General features: G+C 66.0%; 18 protein-coding genes. 12 read left to right on the top strand and 6 right to left on the bottom strand.

What is annotated here, in order from left to right; translation table 11 throughout:
• Positions 1-90 precede the first annotated feature (90 nt).
• Entirely contained in the window at positions 91-2,376 is a 2,286-nt protein-coding gene (gene lptD / locus KUV81_RS12975) for an LPS assembly protein LptD (RefSeq protein ID WP_222544308.1), read from the bottom strand.
• Positions 2,377-2,531: 155 nt separating this feature from the next.
• Between lptD and KUV81_RS12970 the strand changes: the two genes are divergently transcribed.
• Genes KUV81_RS12970 through KUV81_RS12955 form a run of 4 tightly spaced genes read left to right on the top strand, consistent with a single transcriptional unit; the run spans position 2,532 to position 5,578 of the window.
• The gene (locus KUV81_RS12970) at positions 2,532-3,533 is read left to right on the top strand and encodes an aminoglycoside phosphotransferase family protein (RefSeq protein WP_315900081.1); all 1,002 of its coding nucleotides are present in this window, start codon (positions 2,532-2,534) and stop codon (positions 3,531-3,533) included.
• On the top strand, positions 3,530-4,198 hold the full coding sequence (murU, locus tag KUV81_RS12965) for an N-acetylmuramate alpha-1-phosphate uridylyltransferase MurU (protein ID WP_222544307.1): 669 nt from the start codon (positions 3,530-3,532) through the stop codon (positions 4,196-4,198). The genes KUV81_RS12970 and murU overlap by 4 nt, the downstream gene beginning before the upstream one ends.
• Positions 4,188-4,943, top strand: coding sequence for a co-chaperone DjlA (djlA, locus tag KUV81_RS12960; RefSeq protein WP_222544306.1), 756 nt, complete (start codon positions 4,188-4,190; stop codon positions 4,941-4,943). The genes murU and djlA overlap by 11 nt, the downstream gene beginning before the upstream one ends.
• On the top strand, positions 4,940-5,578 hold the full coding sequence (locus tag KUV81_RS12955; RefSeq protein WP_222544305.1) for an outer membrane protein: 639 nt from the start codon (positions 4,940-4,942) through the stop codon (positions 5,576-5,578). The genes djlA and KUV81_RS12955 overlap by 4 nt, the downstream gene beginning before the upstream one ends.
• A gap of 29 nt (positions 5,579-5,607) precedes the next feature.
• Here KUV81_RS12955 and KUV81_RS12950 read toward each other — a convergent pair whose 3' ends face one another.
• On the bottom strand, positions 5,608-6,204 hold the full coding sequence (locus KUV81_RS12950; RefSeq protein ID WP_222544304.1) for a class I SAM-dependent methyltransferase: 597 nt from the start codon (positions 6,202-6,204) through the stop codon (positions 5,608-5,610).
• A gap of 132 nt (positions 6,205-6,336) precedes the next feature.
• On the opposite strand from KUV81_RS12950, the gene KUV81_RS12945 reads away from it, so the two are divergent.
• The 6 genes from KUV81_RS12945 to KUV81_RS12920 all read left to right on the top strand — a co-directional run bounded on the left by KUV81_RS12945 (position 6,337) and on the right by KUV81_RS12920 (position 11,388).
• On the top strand, positions 6,337-6,723 hold the full coding sequence (locus tag KUV81_RS12945; RefSeq protein ID WP_222544303.1) for a hypothetical protein: 387 nt from the start codon (positions 6,337-6,339) through the stop codon (positions 6,721-6,723).
• 9 nt (positions 6,724-6,732) lie between these two features.
• Positions 6,733-7,686, top strand: a complete 954-nt coding sequence (locus tag KUV81_RS12940; protein WP_222544302.1) for a D-2-hydroxyacid dehydrogenase — start codon at positions 6,733-6,735, stop codon at positions 7,684-7,686.
• A gap of 266 nt (positions 7,687-7,952) precedes the next feature.
• A complete protein-coding gene (locus KUV81_RS12935) occupies positions 7,953-9,911 on the top strand; it encodes an exoribonuclease II (RefSeq protein WP_222544301.1) in 1,959 nt (652 codons plus the stop codon).
• A gap of 164 nt (positions 9,912-10,075) precedes the next feature.
• Positions 10,076-10,474, top strand: a complete 399-nt coding sequence (locus KUV81_RS12930) for a glycine zipper family protein (protein WP_222544300.1) — start codon at positions 10,076-10,078, stop codon at positions 10,472-10,474.
• Between the two features lie 191 nt (positions 10,475-10,665).
• On the top strand, positions 10,666-11,055 hold the full coding sequence (locus KUV81_RS12925) for a glycine zipper family protein (protein ID WP_222544299.1): 390 nt from the start codon (positions 10,666-10,668) through the stop codon (positions 11,053-11,055).
• Between the two features lie 90 nt (positions 11,056-11,145).
• Complete coding sequence (locus KUV81_RS12920) at positions 11,146-11,388, top strand: hypothetical protein (protein WP_222544298.1); 243 nt, start codon at positions 11,146-11,148, stop codon at positions 11,386-11,388.
• Positions 11,389-11,394: 6 nt separating this feature from the next.
• Here KUV81_RS12920 and KUV81_RS12915 read toward each other — a convergent pair whose 3' ends face one another.
• Positions 11,395-11,766: a hypothetical protein gene (locus tag KUV81_RS12915; RefSeq protein ID WP_222544297.1), complete on the bottom strand. Its 372-nt coding sequence runs from the start codon at positions 11,764-11,766 to the stop codon at positions 11,395-11,397.
• Positions 11,767-11,879: 113 nt separating this feature from the next.
• Positions 11,880-13,229, bottom strand: coding sequence for a magnesium transporter (mgtE, locus tag KUV81_RS12910; RefSeq protein ID WP_222544296.1), 1,350 nt, complete (start codon positions 13,227-13,229; stop codon positions 11,880-11,882).
• A 310-nt stretch (positions 13,230-13,539) separates the two neighbouring features.
• On the opposite strand from mgtE, the gene KUV81_RS12905 reads away from it, so the two are divergent.
• Positions 13,540-14,181, top strand: a complete 642-nt coding sequence (locus KUV81_RS12905; protein WP_222544295.1) for a hypothetical protein — start codon at positions 13,540-13,542, stop codon at positions 14,179-14,181.
• A gap of 33 nt (positions 14,182-14,214) precedes the next feature.
• On the opposite strand, the gene KUV81_RS12900 is transcribed toward KUV81_RS12905, so the two are convergent.
• Positions 14,215-15,198 (bottom strand): cytochrome-c peroxidase, encoded by a 984-nt coding sequence (locus KUV81_RS12900; RefSeq protein ID WP_222544294.1) that lies wholly within the window; start codon positions 15,196-15,198, stop codon positions 14,215-14,217.
• 213 nt (positions 15,199-15,411) lie between these two features.
• Positions 15,412-15,999, bottom strand: coding sequence for a DUF3530 family protein (locus KUV81_RS12895; RefSeq protein ID WP_222544293.1), 588 nt, complete (start codon positions 15,997-15,999; stop codon positions 15,412-15,414).
• A 174-nt stretch (positions 16,000-16,173) separates the two neighbouring features.
• Between KUV81_RS12895 and KUV81_RS12890 the strand changes: the two genes are divergently transcribed.
• A complete protein-coding gene (locus KUV81_RS12890; RefSeq protein ID WP_222544292.1) occupies positions 16,174-16,953 on the top strand; it encodes a putative porin in 780 nt (259 codons plus the stop codon).
• The last annotated feature ends 39 nt before the right edge of the window (positions 16,954-16,992 follow it).

Raw genomic sequence — 16,992 nt, 5'->3', positions numbered from 1 at the left:
TCAAGTCCATCTTGTCGGTGTCCGCGGTCTTGGCCGCGGATCGGTAATGTGCGCCCACAGAGGATTTGCACTCTATCACACTCTGCTCCGTCAGTTACGCAGGTAATAGGGGCGGCGGTAGTTGAACAGCCCCTCGTCCAGCATGTCCTGCAGCCCCAGCGGGCCGGTGGAGCCCAGCCCCTTGAGAACGAATTTCAGCATCACGCCGCTGTCGAAATCGTCCCGGGGACTGATGGTGGTGAAATCGTTGTCCTCGTAGTTGGTGTTCAGGTGGCGGTGGTAGGCCAACCGAATCGCCCAGCAGCAGGATTCGTACTGGAACCCAGCATAAGATTCCACCGAGCGGTTAAGGTTCATGTCGTAGTAGTAGTTGCCGACGAAAGAGAGCTCGTCGGTCAGCGGCCAGGCGGTCCGGATCCCGGCCTGGCTGATGTCGATGGGGTTGCCGTCCACGTCGGTGCCCAGATCCGGCACGTAGCGGTGGGAGAGCTGGATCAGCTTGTCAGCGTCCACCCGGTAATCCACCAGCAGCTCGCTTTTGTTGGTGTCACCGGATTGGGTATCGAACTGCAAACTGCCGCTCAAGAACCAGCGCTGGGAGGCCTGCAGTTCCACCTCGGCGGCCAGGGCGGAGTTGGAGCGGCGGATCTGACTGTCGTCGTCCCCCAGGCCCACTTCCGAGTCGTCGAAGTAGAGGATCTGGCCCAGGGAGATCTGGGCCCGCTCGGCGTGGCCGTCGTCGAAGAAGCGGGTGGAGACCCCCAGGGTCATCTGGTTGGCGTCGGCGATGCGATCCAATCCGGAGAAGCGGCGATCCCGGAACAGGCCGTAGTAATCCTCCTGCAGCAGTGCCGTGTCGTACAGGCCGATGTCGGACTGATCGGTCTTGGGCACGTAGAGGTACTGGATCTGCGGTTCCAGGGTCTGGGTGTAGCGGTTGCCGAACACCTGGGTGTCCCGCTCGAAGTTGATCTGGCCGTGCACCCGGAACTGGGGCAGGGTCCGGCTGACGAAATCCTCCAGCTGCTCATCCGGGTCCCGCTGCTCGTAGAAGGTCTGCATCAGCTTGAGCTCGGTGGTCAAGCTGCCGGCGGGCACCTGGTAGGGCAGGGTCAGGGTCGGCTCCATGTGCCAGCGGGTGGCGGTGAGGTGGTTGTCCTCTTTGTGGGCGAAGTGGGTCAGCTCGGTGCTGAAGGTGAAATCCACCGGCCCGGCCAGCCCGGGATTGCGGTAATCGAAGCTCAGCGACGGCATCACCTGGAACGGCTTGCTAGCGTCTCCCAGCACCTCGATGTCCTGCACCCGGACGGCGAAATCCCAGTTATCGGTGAAGTAGGCGGCTTCCCCTTCCCGGCTGATCTGGTTGTCGGTGGAGGCGCGCACCGAGGAGTCGAAATCGTTGAAGTAGTTGTCGTCGCTGATGCTGGTGTAGTTACCGTACAGGCGCCAGTTGTTCTCCAGCTTGCCGGCGTGCTCGAAATGCAGCAGGTAGCGGTCCGGCCGATCGCTCAGCAGGCGATCGTCACTGATGTACTCCAGGTTGATCTGGCCGGCACCGTAGGGCTGCAGGTAGCGCCCTTCGCCCTTGAGGAACAGGCCCCGGCTGGTCATGTACTGGGTGGTCAGGGTGGCGTCGAAATTGGGGGCGATGTTCCAGTAGTAGGGGATCGCCACATCCACGCCGTTTTTGGTGCTGGTGGTGATCTCCGGGAACAGGAAGCCGCTCTTGCGCTTGTTGGACACCGGCACCGTCATGTAGGGCACATAGAACACCGGCACGTCGAACAGCTTCACCTTGGCGTGCCAGATCTCCCCCCACTCCTCGTCGGCGTCGATCTTGATCTCCTTGGCCTCCAGCAGCCAGTCCGGATCGTCCTGGGGGCAGGTGCTGAAGGTGGCGCCGTTGAGGATGAGGTTGTTGTCGCCCTGGATCTTGAGCTGTTCCGCCTGGCCGTGGACCTGCTGGCCCCGCAGCCAGTAGTTGGCCTGGTTCAGCTCGGCGTTGTAGTCGTCCATGTCGGCGGACAGGGAGTCGGCGGTGATGGCGACGTTGACGTCCTGGTAGACCAGGCCGCCCTCGGCGCTGAAGCTGCCCTCCTGCTGGCTGACCCGGGCTTTCTCCGCGGTGATCTGGCGCATCCCCTGGCGCAGCTTGACGTTGCCGCTGAATTGGGCGGCGTCGCCGGCCACCGCCTGGCTGCGGTCGGCCTGCACTTCGATGGGCAGTTGGCTGGGATCGATGGGGCTTTGCTCGCCCTGGGGCTCCTCGGGCAGGAGGGCCATCGGCGGCCGGACGATGCAGCGCTCCACCGACAGGGATTCGGCCCAGGCGTTCAGCGGCAGGCTGCAACAGACAATGACAAGGGGAAAGCGCATCGTGTCCCTAAAGCAATGAATTTGGGTGAGGTGGCCGGACGTGATCTGGGCCCGATCTTTTTCTCTTCGACCGAGACTCCGCAGGCTGGTTCCTGCCCAGGGCCAAAACCTTGGTATGATAAAGCAAATTTACCCTCTCGACCATTGGATGACGGATGGAAACCGACAACCGCCAACGGGCCCTGGCTCGCTGGCTTGACACCATCTGGGCTGGAACGGCCTCGGCGCCGGAACTGATCTTCGGCGACGCCAGTTTTCGTCGCTACTTTCGCTACCGGCGCGAGGGCCGCAGCGAGATCGCCATGGACGCCCCCCCGCAACTGGAAGACTGCCGCCCTTTTCTGGCCCTGACTCAAGCATATCAGGCCGTTGGCCTACCGGTACCCCAACTGTTGGCTCAGGATCTGGACCAGGGCTTTCTCTGCCTGACGGATCTGGGGGATCAGCACCTGGCCGGCGCACTCAAGGGCGATCAGGCCGAACACTGGTACCAACAGGCTCTGGGGCTGCTGCCCACCATCGCCCGGGTGCGGGAGAGTGTGCTGGGCCCCTTGCCCCTCTATGACCGTGCCCTGCTGGAGCGGGAGCTGGCGATCTTCCCCGAGTGGCTGCTGGAGGCGCACCTGGGCTTGACCCTCAGCGAATCCGAGTGGGCGCTGTGGCGGCAGACCTGCGAGTGCCTGGTGCACAACGCCCTGAGTCAGCCCCAGGTGGGGATCCACCGGGACTTCCACAGCCGCAACCTGATGGTGGTGGGCGACTCTTTGGCCCTTATCGATTACCAGGGCGCGCTGCTGGGGCCGGTTAGCTACGACCCGGTCTCCCTGCTGCGCGACTGCTACTGGACGCTGCCGGAATCCCAGGTCGAGGCCCATGCCCAAGCCTACCTGGCGACCCTGCAGGCCGAGGGGCTCTTGGCCCCCGAGGTCGACTGGCCCACCTTCCAGCGCTGGATGGACTTGATGGGGATGCAGCGCCACCTCAAGGCCGCTGGGATCTTCGCCCGCCTGCATCGCCGGGACGGCAAGTCCGGCTACTTGGCGGACATCCCCCGGGTGCTGGGATACCTAATCGACATCGGCGAGCGCTACGACGACACCCGCCCTCTGGCCCAGTGGCTGGCCATGCGGGTGCAACCGGCCTGGGAGCAGCAATGAAAGCGATGATCTTGGCGGCCGGCCGCGGCGAGCGGATGCGGCCTTTGACCGACACCACTCCTAAGCCCTTGCTGCCGGTGGCGGGCAAGCCGCTGCTCACCTACCACCTGGAGCGGCTGGCCCGGGCCGGGATCACCGAGGTGGTGATCAACCACGCCTGGCTGGGGGCGCAGATCCCCGCGGCCCTGGGCAACGGCGAACGCTGGGGCCTGAGCCTGCGCTACAGCGACGAAGGAGACCAGGCCCTGGAGACCGGCGGCGGGATCCACAAGGCGCTGCCCCTGCTGGGGGACGCCCCCTTCCTGCTGCTCAACGGCGACATATTCTGCCAACTGGAGTGGCCGACGCTGCCCAGCCTGGCCGACGGGGACCTGGCGCACCTCTACCTGGTGCCGAACCCGGCCCACAACCCCGAGGGTGACTTTGCCCTGGCCGAGGGGCGGGTCGGCGTGGATGGGCCCCAGCGGCTGACCTACGGCGGCATCGCGCTGTTCCATCCGGCGCTGTTCGCCGCCTGCCAGTCCGGCCATTTCTCCCTGGTGCCCCTGCTCAAAGACGCGATGGCCCAGGGGCGGGTCTCCGGCAGTCGTTACGACGGCCTGTGGTGCGACGTGGGCACCCCCCAGCGACTGCAGCAACTGGAGCGGCAACTCGATGGCGTTTAAGGGCAAGCTCATTGGTGCCCTGGTGGGCTTTCTGTTTGGTCGGATCGCCGGCCTGTTGCTGGGCGCTTACCTGGGGCACGTGCTTTGGGATCGACGCAAGACTGGCTATAACCCCTTCTTTCATACTACATTTTCCGTGATGGGCCACATCGCCAAGAGCGGTGGCCGGGTCACCGAAGCGGACATTGCCCTGGCCAGCGCCCTGATGGATCGCATCGGCTTGCGCGGCGCCGCCCGACGGGCAGCCCAGGAGGCCTACCGGGAGGGCAAGGCGGCGGATTTCCCGCTGGCGGCCCGACTCAAGGCCCTGCAGGGGGCGTTCAAGTGGCGACGCGACTTGGCCCGGGTGTTCCTGGAGATCCAGATCCAGGCGGCGCTGGCGGACGGCGAGCTGAGCGGTCAGGAGGAGCGGATCCTGGCTCAGATCGCCGAGGCCCTGGGCTTCAGCCCCCAGGAGCTGGCCCAGTTGGTGGCCATGTGGCAAGGGGAGCGGCGCGGCCAGCATCAGGGCTTCTCCGAGGAGGCGGCCCGGCAGGTGCTGGGGGTGGGCCCTGGGGACGATCAGCGGGCCATCAAGCGGGCCTATCGAAAGCTGATGGCCCAGCACCACCCGGACAAGCTGGCCAGTCAGGGGCTGCCGCCGGAGATGGCGGCCCTGGCCCGGCAGAAGAGCCAAGACATCCAAGCGGCGTGGGAGGTCCTGCGTCAGGCCGGCAACGGCGAACCAAAACGGGAGAGATCATGAAAGCGTTATTGGCCCCCGTGGGCTTAATCCTCAGCCTGGCGGCCAGCCCCGCCCTGGCGGAACGGACCTACTTTGTGGCCCCCCTGTACGGCTACACCGCCGGCGGCACCCTGGACGTCACCGAGAAGGTCACCGACGAGGATGGCAACACCTCCCGGGAGGACGTGGGCAAGCTGAAGTTCGACGACAACGCCCACTATGGCCTGATGATCGGCGTGGAAACCCCGGATCCGGGCAACATCTACCTGTTCTACAGCAAGCAGGAGAGCGAGTTTAAGGAGGGCAGCTTCGCCCCCACCTCCGGCATCAAGGTGGACATGGAGTACTACCACGTCGGTGGTTCGCTTTACTTCCCCCGGGGCGACTTCCGTCCCTACGTCACCGCCAGTCTGGGGGCCACCAACATCAAGCCTCGCAGCACCTACTCCAGCGAGCTGTTCTTCTCTTTGGGCCTGGGAGGCGGGGTCGAGTACCTGCTGATGAACAACCTGGCGATCTTCGCCGATTACCGGGCGATGATCACCGCGGTGGACAACAGCAGCACCCTGGTGTGCACCGGCAGCTGCGTGTTGCGGGTGGAGGCGGACACCATGATCCAGTCCCAGGCCAACATCGGCCTGCGGGTGCGCTTCTAAGCGCAACCTGAGCGACAACCAGGGGCGGCCTAGGGCCGCCCTTTTTGCATCGCCAGCCAGCCCAGGCCCTGGCCCAGGCGGCGCTCCTTGAGCAGCTGCCAGCCTCGCTGGCGCCAGGCATCGATAAACTCGTCCTGGTCGAAACGGTCTTGCTGCGGGTGGGTCAGCACCCGCTTCCACACCGGGTGACAGATGAGGCTGCGGTACACCTCCATGGCGTACAGTCGGGCCCCGGGGCGGGCCACCCGGTCCAACTCGTCCAGGGCCGAGCGCCAGTTGGGCACATGGTGCACCACGCCGAAATCGAACAGGGCATCGACGCTGCCGTCCGCCAGGGGCAGGGCGGTGCAATCCCCCTGCAGGCAGAGAATGTCCTCTAGGCCCGCCAGGCGGCGCCGGGCCCGCTGCACCATGGCCAGATCGAGATCCAGGCTGATCACCCGGGCGGCGCCGAAGCGTTCCCGGATGATCTGGGCCCCTTCGCCCTGACCGCCGCCGATCTCCAGCGCCACGGCATCGGGGCAGGGGCCCCCCAGGGCCATCAATCGCGGGGCTTCGAAATGACGTTGGGCCCAGGCCCGCACCGGATTGTTGACCAGTGCACGTTCCACAATGTTGAGCTTCACCACAGTTTCCTTCTGGTCGTCTGTACTGAGTTTCATCCCTCTCTACAATGCCAAACCCAATTTGGTTCAATTCATTGGGGTTCGCCCCGGTGCCTTTTAAGGGCCACGGCCCTTTGCTGTATTGGAGATCCTATGACACGCCTGCTCGCCCTGCTTCCCCTCTGTGCCCTGCTGTTTGCCCTGCCCGCCCGGGCCGAGGTGGGGGTCGGTTACCAGTTCGGCAGCGAGGAGGCGGTAACCATCGGCGTCAACCGCTGGGACATCGCCGTGGGCACGGAGCGCTTCGTGGTCAATGTCGACCGCCGCTTCCACACCCAGGAGTTCCCCAACCTCTACTTCGGCCTCGGGGGCCAGGTCTCCGACAACAGCAAGGCCCCGGTGGGGCTGCGCACCAAGCTGGGGCTCAGTGCCCGGGCCGGTCTGGTTGAATTGTTTGGGGAAGTGGTGCCCAATGTCACCTTTGGCGAGTCCGGCGATTTCGACGTCGACTACGCCATGGGCCTGCGCGTCTGGTTTTAAGGAGCGACGATGAAACTGGTGGTACTGGATGGGGCGAGCCTGAACCCCGGCGATCTGGACTGGTCCCCCCTGGCGACGCTGGGGCAGTGGCACTGCCATGAGCACACCACGCCCGAACAGGTGGTGGAGAGGGCCCAGGGAGCCGAGGTGCTGTTCACCAACAAGGTGGTGCTGGACAGGGCGACCCTGGCCGCGCTGCCGAGCCTGAAGTACATCGGCGTGCTGGCCACCGGGGTCAACGTGGTGGACCTGGCTGCCGCCGCCGAGCGGGGGATCCTGGTGACCAACGCCCCGGCCTATGGGCCGGAGTCCGTGGCCCAGATGGCCATCGCCCACCTGCTGCACCACAGCAGCGCGGTGGCGGAGCATCACCAGGCGGTGGCCGAGGGCCAGTGGTGCCGCGCCACCCAGTTCTGCTTCTGGAACCGCCCCCTGATGGCCCTGGCGGGCAAGCGCTTCGGCGTGATGGGCTTCGGTGCCATCGGCCAGGCCGCTGCGCGCATGGCCCGGGGGTTCAATATGGAGGTGCTGGTGCACACCCGCACCCCCATCGCCGAGCTGCCCCAAGGGTACCGCTGGGTGGATCAGGCCACCCTGTTCTCCGAGGCCGACGTGGTGAGCCTGCACTGCCCCCAGACCGAGGCCAACACCGGCTTCGTCGACGCCGCCCTGCTGGCCACCATGAAGCCCTCGGCGCTGCTGATCAACACCGCCCGCGGCGGCCTGGTGAATGAAGCCGATCTGGCGGACGCGCTGAATCGTGGGGTGATTGCCGGGGCGGGACTGGACGTGCTCTCCACCGAGCCCCCCAGCCCGGACAACCCGCTTCTGAGTGCCAAGCACTGCGTGATCACCCCCCACAACGCCTGGGCCACCCGGGAGGCGCGACAGAACCTGCTGGACATCGTGGTGGCCAACCTGCACGCCTACCTGGCGGGTGACCCGGTCAACCGGGTCAACTGAGCCCCTTTCGTCGGGGCCGCCCGCCGGCGGCCCCATGGTATCCCCCTTCCTGCCCGACCCCTTTGGCTCCGGTTGCCGCCGGGAGCCGGCAAAGATCAACCGCTTGACGTGATGCCCAGGGTCGACCCCGGGTTCGGGGCCGGCCACACCCGGTTATCGGCGACGGCGACGGCATTGGCCAGGGTCGTCGATTCCCGTACAATTGCCGTTTTTCTGGTCGCGGCCCCTGGGCGGCGGCCGACCTTACTCCAATCAAGAGACTCCGGATGTTTCAAGACAATCCCCTGCTGCAACAGCTCAAGGCGCAGATCCGCGAATCCCTGCCCACGGTGGAGGGCACCGTCAAAGGGACCGACAAGGGCTTTGGCTTTATCGAGACCGAGAAGGGCGAAAGCCACTTCGTGCCGCCGCCGTACATGAAGAAGGTGATGCACGGGGACAAGGTGACCGCCGTGCTGCGCACCGAAGGCGAGAAGACCAGCGCCGAGCCGGAGACCCTGATTGAGCCCTTCCTGACCCGCTTCGTCGGCCGCGTGAAGCGGATCAAGGGCCGGGTCAACGTGGTGCCGGATCACCCGCTGATCAAGGACGCCATCCGCGCCCGGGTGAAGAAAACCGTCGACGAGGAGGCCCTCAAAGACGGCGATTACGTGGTGGCCCACCTCAAGCGCCACCCCCTGCGCCCCGACGACAACACCTTCCTGGCGGAGGTGTCCGAGCTGGTGGCCAAGACCGACGATCCCCATGTCCCCTGGTGGGTGATCCTGGCCAAGCACGACCTGGCCAAGGTGGAGCCGGCGGATCCGGCCCAGTGGCAGCTGGCGGACGCCGCCGAGCGGGAAGATCTCACCGCGCTGCCCTTCGTCACCATCGACGCCGAGTCCACCAAGGACATGGACGATGCCCTCTATGTGGAAGCCAAGGCCGAGGGCGGCTGGCAATTGACCGTCGCCATCGCCGATCCCACCGCCTACGTGGCCATGGGGGACGAGGTGGACCAGGAGGCCAAGAAGCGCGCCTTCACCCAGTACCTGCCGGGCTTCAACGTGCCCATGCTGCCCCGCCAGCTGGCGGACGAGCTCTGCTCCCTGGTGGAGGGCGAGGACCGTCCCGCCGTGGCCGCCCGCATCCAGGTGGCCGCCGACGGCGCCCTGGAAGGGGAAGCGGAGTTCTTCCTCGCCACCATCCGCTCCCAGGGCAAGCTGGCCTACGACAAGGTCTCCGATCTGCTGGAGGGGGTGGAGAACGCCTGGCAGCCCGAGAGCGACGCCATCGCCGAGCAGGTCCAGGGCCTGCACGCCCTGGCCAACGCCCGCACCGCCTGGCGCCATGAGCACGCCCTGGTGTTCCCGGATCGCCCCGACTACCGCTTCGAGGTGGACGACGCCGGTAACGTGCTGGCGATCCACGCCGACTACCGCCGCACCGCCAACCGCATCGTCGAGGAATCGATGATCCTGGCCAACACCGCCTGTGGCGCCCTGTTGGGAGCCAAGCTGGGTCGCGGGATCTTCAACAGCCATGCCGGCCTGGACGCGGAGAAGATCCCGGCGGCCATCGAGCTGCTGTCCGAGCACGGCCTGAGCCACTGCGCCGAGAAGGTCACCACCCTCGAGGGTTACTGCCAGCTGCGCCGCGATCTCGATGCCCAGCCCACCGGCTACCTGGACGCGCGGATCCGCCGCATGCAGGCCTACGCCGAGATGGCGGCCGAGCCCAAGCCGCACTTCGGCATGGGGCTCAGCGGCTACGCCACCTGGACCTCACCGATCCGCAAGTACGGCGACATGATCAACCACCGTCTGCTCAAGGCGATCATCGGCCAGCCCGGCGCCCTGAACGAGCTGGACGAGGCGCTGCTGGAGCATCTGTCCGAGAAGCGTCGACTGCACCGCATGTGTGAGCGGGACGTGGGCGACTGGCTCTACGCCCGTTACCTCAAGGCCGAGGAGGGCAGCGATCGCCCGTTCGAAGCCGAGGTGATCGACATCAACCGCGGCGGTGTGCGGGTGCGCTTCAAGGAGAACGGGGCCGTGGCCTTTGTGCCCGCTCCCTTCCTGAGCCAGGACAAGAAGCGCCTGGAGTGCAGCGGCGACACCGGCATCGCCAAGTTCGACGGCGAACCGGTGCTGAAGGTGGCCGACGACCTGACGGTGCAGATCGCCGAGGTGCGGGTGGATCAGCGCAGCGTGGTGGCCAAACCGGTCAAGCGCTTCGACCAGTAAACGCCTGCGCACCAAGAGGCCGCCCCACGGGGCGGCCTTTTTTTGTGCCCCCTGAACCGGCCCTGAATGGCCATTGGACGATGCCCTAACCCGCTTGTTTTTTCGCCGCCTTTTGCGCAACTTAGGTTGGAAGAGGCAACACGCTGTCAACATGGAGGATGACGATGAACCGATGGACACCCCTGGCCCTGGTGGCCCTGGTGGCCCTGCTGGGCGCCGGCTGCGCCTACAACCAGCAACCCGTGGTGGAGATGAGCGGCGTGGACCCGGCGCAGTACCAGCGGGACCTGGCCTACTGCGAAGGCTACGCCCGCAGTGTCGATAAAGGGGAAGCGGCCCGGGTCGGCGCGGTGAACAGCGCCGCGGTGGGCGGCGCCGGCGGTGCCGTGGTGGGTGCCGTGGATGACGGCTGGGAGGGCGCGGTGGCCGGTGCCCTGGCCGGGGCCCTGGTGGGGGCCACCTTTGGCGCTGCCGAAGGGGGCATATCCGCCACTGACACCCAGGCGCTGGTGCTGCGTCGCTGCTTGCAGAACCAGGGCTACACCCTCTACGACATCGATTAAGCGGATGCATCATCACCATGCGTGGCGAGCATGAAAACGCAGGTAGCGCGTCTGCATCAGCCGTGATCCTTCGGTAAATCCCTGAGGGGCATGGCGTAAAAAGCGCCGCTAATCGTCGGATTTCTGTACGAGATGAACGCCGGGCCTGTTAGGGTGTCGGCGTTTTTTATCCTTGTCTGCCGGAGTGAACGATGCGCCTTCCCATCCTGATGTCCCTGGCCCTGCTCAGCACGGGCTGCGCCTACAACCAGAAACCCGTGGTCGATCTCGACGGGGTGGATCCGGTCCAGTACGAGCAGGACTACGCCGCCTGTGAACGCTATGCCGAGTCGGTGGACAAGGGCGAGGCCGCCCGGGTGGGGGCCACCAATGCCGGGGCCGCCGGCGCTGCCGGGGGCGCCGTGGTCGGGGCCATCGAAGACGGCGCCAGTGGCGCGCTGATTGGCGCTGTGGCCGGCGGGATCGGGGGCGCCGCCATGGGCGCCAGTGCCGGTGCCGGGGAAGCCACCCGCACCCAGGCGCTGGTGCTGCGCCGCTGCCTTAGCGAGCGGGGCTACGTGGTGTACGATCTGGAGCGCTGAGCCGCGTCATCCCGCCGGAGAAAAAGGGTCGCCCAAGGGCGGCCCTTTTTGTTTGCCTACACTCAACAAAACGTCGGCGGGAGAGGTGACATGATCCAATGGCGATGGGCCCTGGTGCTGCTGCTCTGGGGCTGCAGCAGCGACTGGGCCGCCCTGGAAGCGCGGGGGTACAGCCGGGACTACGCCCGGGGCTATGACGAGGGCTGCCCCGTGGCCGATCCGGAGGCGGTGCCCACCCGGGGCACGCCGGATTACCGGCTCGGCTGGGAGGATGGTGCCCGGGCCTGCGAAGCCGAGCAGACTCATGAGCGGCGCGAACGCCAGGGCCCCTGAGCGGGGCTACTCCAGCGGGCTGGGGCCGGTGTAGAACTTGTCCACCTCGGTGGTGAACCAGCCCTGGCCGGTGTGCACCTGGGCGATGCGCAGCCGCCACTGGGGCTGGCTTTGGTGGATCACCCGTGTGTCTCCCTGTTGGGGAGGCCAGGGCCCCAGCTTCGGGCTGTCCGTCGGAGGGGCACAGCGGCGCTGCCGATAATGGAGCTGGAAAGGCTGGGCCGAGTCGAACGGCGCCTCGGATATCGCATCGAGGCCCTCGGCGGCCGAGGCGGCCACCGGGCCCTCGAACTGGGCACAGGGGAGGGCGTCGTTGGCCAGGGCGTTCAGGCCGCTGGCCCACAGCAGCAGGCCGAGAACGGGGGTGAGAGCTTTCATCGTGCGCTCCTTGCTCGATAGGGCCTCCAGCATAAAGCTGCAGGCCCAAAGGGTGAAGGAGGCGGAGCGAAGGGGGTTCATCCGGGGCCGCGCTGCACGGCCCCGGAAGCGGGTCAGACCGCCAGGTCGAGGATCAGGCTGGCGAAGCCCAGGTAGATCAGCACCCCGGTGGCGTCGACGATGGTGGTCACCAGGGGGCCGGAGGCGGTGGCCGGATCCATGTTCACCCGGGAGAGGATAAAGGGCAGGCTGAGGCCAATCAGGGAGCCGGCCAGCACCACGCAGACCATGGCGGCGGCCACCACCACGGCGATCTCCATGCCACCGCGGAACATCCCCAGGCCGAACACCGCGGCGGCCATGGTCAGACCCAGGGCGCCGGCCACGAAGATCTCCCGGCCCAGTACCTTGGCCCAGTCCTTGAGATCCACCTCACCGGTGGCCAGGGCCCGCACCATCAGGGCCGCGGACTGGGAGCCGGCGTTACCGCCACTGCCCACCAGCAGGGGCAGGAAGAACACCAGGGCCACGTTGGACTCGATGATCTCCTCGTAGTAGGCGATGCCGGCACCGGAGAGCAGGGCACCGAACACCAAGAGCACCAGCCAGCCGATCCGCTTGCGGTAGAGCTCCCAGGAGGAGACCTGGTTCATGGGCGCTTCGAGGGCCGCTACCGACGCGATCTTCTGGGCATCCTCGGTGGCTTCCTCCACCACGGCATCCATGGCGTCATCGTAGGTCACGATCCCCACCAGGCGGTCGGAGCCGTCCAGCACCGGCAGAGCCAGCAGGTCGTAGTGGCGGATCTTCTCGGAGACGTCCTCCTGGTCCTCGTCCACCTTCACCGCCACCACTTCGGTGAGCATGATGTCGGCGATCAGCGCCTCGGGGTTAGAGAGGATCAGCTCCCGCAGGGAGATGGTGCCCACCAGGTGACGGTCACCGTCGATGACGTAGGTCTGGTAGATGGTTTCCTTGTCCGGGGCCTCCAGACGCAGCCGCTGCAACGCCTTGCGCACCGTCCAGTGACTGCGCAGGGTGGCGTAATCGGAGCTCATCATCGCCCCGGCGGTCTTCTCCGGGTAGCTGGCCAGCCGGCGTACGTCCTCCCGCTCCGCCTGGGCCAGGCCCGGCAACAGCGCCAGCTGCTGCTCTTCGCTCAGCCGGTTATAGAGGTCAGCCCGTTCGTCGGACTCCATCTGGGAAAACAGGGCCGCCAGCTCGTTGCGGGGCATGCGACAGGCGATGTCCGCCTGCAGCTGGGGATCCAGGTAGCCGAACACATCGGCGTGATCGGGCAGGGACAGCAGGTCCAGCAGCTTGGCCGCCAGTTCGGCGTTGAAGCTGCCGACCGCTTCGGCAAAATCGGCGACGTGCATCTGCTCGAGCTGCGCCCGGACGGCGCGCTTGTCGTGAGCAGCGAGTGCTTCGCTTAGGGTGGCAAAAAGAAGCTCTTTTTGCATACTCCACCTCCGGTACCCGGCGGCGGAGTGGCAGGGATGAGATCCCTATCAGGCGTGGACTCCGCAGACCTAGGTAAGTTGTTGATTCAAGTTCGTCTTATTGTCCCACCTGGGACTGGGAATGGGGTCCATACTGGTTTCACTCTATGGGTTTCGCGCGGCGATTTTAGGCGCTTAGCCCGGGGGAGGCAACCCCGGGGGCAACAAATGATCCCGCATTGGCCGCTTGCCCCCCGTGCCGGGGGGCAAAGCTTGCTTTTTGGTCATTTATCAAGCATATCAGTGATGTGGCATTGATTAGGGACAAATTATGAATACTGGGTGTGTGGCCCTGCTGCTGGCAGGGATCCTGGCGATCGGCGCGATGCCGGTGTGGGCGCAAGAGGAACCCACGGTGAAGCGGGCCGAGTCGGTGCCCGAGCCGGTAGACCCACCGGCGCCAAGCAACGAAGCGATGACCCTGCTGCCGGGCCCGGCCAACTGGCGGGGGGAGCGCATCGCCCTGCCGCCGGAGTTTGCCCCGGAGCTGCCTTTTACCGGGGTGGAGGAGCTGCGTTTCTCCCCCGGCATGTACGACCCCCAGGCCAGCGACTTCTTCAGCTACCTCTTTGCCTTCGCCCTGGAGCAGGACCGGGTGCTGGACAAAGCCAGCATCGAGCGTCTGTTGCTGCACTACTACCGCGGCCTCTGCCAGACCGTGGCCGAGGGCAACGAGTTCGACTGTCCCGCCGAGGCGGTCACCCTGACCCTGACCCCGGTGGTGGGGGGCTACCTGGGAGAGCTGCAATGGATTGAGCCTTTTGTCACCGGCCAGTCCCAGACGCTGTACCTGGAGCTGCTGCCGGGCCACGGCGAGCAGGCCTACCTGTACGGGGCCGCCTCACCCAAGGATCTGCAGGACGACCAGTGGCAGAACCTGAGGCGCTACCTCCACCTGCCGGACGAGCCCTAAAAAAAAGCCCCGCAATCGCGGGGCGCTTTTTTATCAGTTGCCGGATGTGAAGGGGCGCGGCTTCGGCGTGCCCGGGGCGGAGGGCGGCAGGATCGGCAGGGTGATCTGCGGCTGCTCCCCGGTCAGGGTCTTGAGGAAGTCGGTGATCTGCTCCGCCTCGGTGTCGCTCAGCTCCTGGCCCAGCTGCACCCGCTGCATGATGATCACCGCCTCCTTGAGGTCGTAGGTGGAGCCGTCGTGGAAGTAGGGGTAGGTCAGCTCGATGTTGCGCAGGGTCGGTACCTTGAACACCATGCGATCCTGCTCCTTGCCGGTCACCTCGATGCGGCCCTGGGCCGGGTTGTCGGTGACGAACGGCTGCATCAAACCCATCTTCTGGTACATGGTGCCCCCCACGGCCGGACCGTTGTGGCAGGCGGCGCAGCCCTTGTCCTTGAACAGCTGGTAACCGGTCTTCTCGTTGTCGGTCAGGGCGTGCTTGTCGCCGTTGAGGTACTGGTCGAAGCGGCTGTTGGGGGTCACCAGGGTCTCCTCGAAGGTGGCGATCGCCTCGGTGACGGTGTCCAGGGTGATCCCCTTATCCCCAAACACCTCGGCAAACTCCACCTGGTAGCCCGGGATGGAGCGCAACACGTCCAGGGCGATCTCATGCTCCAGCGCCATCTCCTTGGGGTTGGCGATGGGACCGGCGGCCTGCTCCTGCAAGGTGGCGGCACGGCCATCCCAGAACTGGGCCAGCATGTACTTGGCGTTCAGTACCGTGGGGGCGTTGATGGGCCCCTCCTGCCAGTTGTGGCCGATGGAGGTGGGCAGGATGTCGACGCCGCCCAGGCTCAGGTTGTGGCAGCTGTTGCAGGAGAGGAAGCCGGACTTGGACAGGCGCGGTTCGAAGAACAGCTTCTTGCCCAGCTCCACCATCTCCGGGTTGTCGATGACGGCCGGCTCGATGACCTGGATGGGTTCGGCGGCGTGGGCGGTGCCCGCCAACAGGGCGGTGGCGATCAGAGTCTTGCGCATGGGGGTCTCCCTAAAAGGTGTCAGGCAAATTGGAATGCCCACAGGGTAAGTAGGGATAAGCCCGAGGAAAATCAGATTGAGAAGATGGCGTCCATCGTGGCTTTCGATGATAAAACCGTGAGCCATCTCCTTGTTAAGTTGGCACCTTCTGGCAGGGTGGTGGGGCTGTGTCACGGCCCGGCCGCAGGCTGTGCGCCGGGCGGCGAAGGGGATTCAGCGCTTGAGGCTGACCAGCCAGCCGCGCACCAGCTGCACCAGGGCCTGGGGATCCTGGTCCGGAGTCAGGGTCCAGGCGTGGGCCCGGTAGCCGGGGTTGTTGGCCCTCTGGTTGGCCTGCTGACGTCGATCCCGGGTAAGCCGGGCCTGGGGGTGATCACTGCGGCTGTGGATGTCCAGCACCGGGATCCCCAGACGCGCCAGCTGCTCCGGCAGCGCGGCATTGGCGTCGGCGTCCGGGTGATAGGGGCCGATCAACACCAGGGCCTTCGGCAGGGTCAGACGCTGCTCGTTCAAGGTCGTCAGCAGGGGGCCGGCGTGGCCGCCCTGAACCAGCCACACCTGTCGGCCACTGACCGCCGCCAGGGCCTCCGGCAGCGCCTCGGTGGAGGCCGCCAGGGACAGGGTGTCCCAACCGTGCTCCGGCAGACCGCGCAGCAGGGCACGATCCCGAGGACCGGCGTCCACCCCCGCCTCCGGCAGGGCCACCACCACCACGGTGCCCCAGGTGCCCGGGGTGTGGGCGGCGAAGGATTGGCTTTGAACGGCGTGGGCCAGCAGCGGCTGGGCGGTCAGGAGCAGCAAACAGAGTAACCGAATCACAAAGATGGGCCGTGAAAACGCAAGGTGGCCTCATTGTGGCGGATGACGCGCATCAGAACAATCGTCACGGGGGTGTCGGCAGTTTCGACGGGAGCGTTTTGCATTCAGGTGCAGGCTGGGGAATAATTTCGGCCTTTTAAACAAGGAGATAACTCAATGCAACGGAATGCTTTGCGGTTATGGACGGCGCTGTTACTGCTGCCGGCCGCCGCGGCCCAGGCCGACTTTCAACACCAGGCCTCGGTGGCCCTGGGCACCAGCAGCGACGATTTTGGCGATGGGCTGGTGCAGAGTCGCTACGCCTACTACTTCGCCCCGGTTCAGGTGGGCGATGCCCCTTATCGGTTGAACACCTTCCTGTCGCCGCAATCCACACTGCGGGTGAGCTACGGCTTCGACAGCAACGTGGATCTGTACGGCGTGGGCGGCACCTTCCACAGTGAGGGGGGCTGGCTCGCCGGCGCCGACTACGGCCGCTTAGAGGTGTTCGGTTCGACCACCGACAGCCTTTCTTTGGCCCTGGGCTACGATTTTCAGCCCGGGCAGCGGGTGACCGCCCGCTACGCGACCCTGGATCGGGAGTGGGGGTTCGATTCCTCCACCTACAGCATCGATTACCTGGGCTACTTTGACCTGGCCAGCACCGCGGGCATCGCGGTCAACGCCGGCTGGGCCCACACCGAGTACGACGGGGTCGGCCGGGACAACGATAACCTGACCCTGGCGGCCGCCTGGTACCTGACCCAGTCCTGGTACCTGGGGGCGGATTACCTCTATTTCGACGATGGGGGGGACAGCGATGACACCTGGGTGCTGAGCACCGGCTACTGGTGGCAGTTTGCCGACCACTTCGCGCTGACCGCGGATCTGTCTCGATTCCTCGACTCCGGCGCCAGTGGGGTGGCCATCAACCTGGGGTTCCAGGCCCGCTTCTAAACACAACGCCCGGCCATTGGCCGGGCGTTGTCGTTCGGG

It is taken from the genome of Ferrimonas balearica (genome assembly GCF_019802085.1).
Lineage (GTDB): Bacteria > Pseudomonadota > Gammaproteobacteria > Enterobacterales > Shewanellaceae > Ferrimonas > Ferrimonas balearica_B.
Note: the sequence above shows the minus strand (reverse complement) of the source record. Positions and strands in the feature narration are given on the sequence as shown.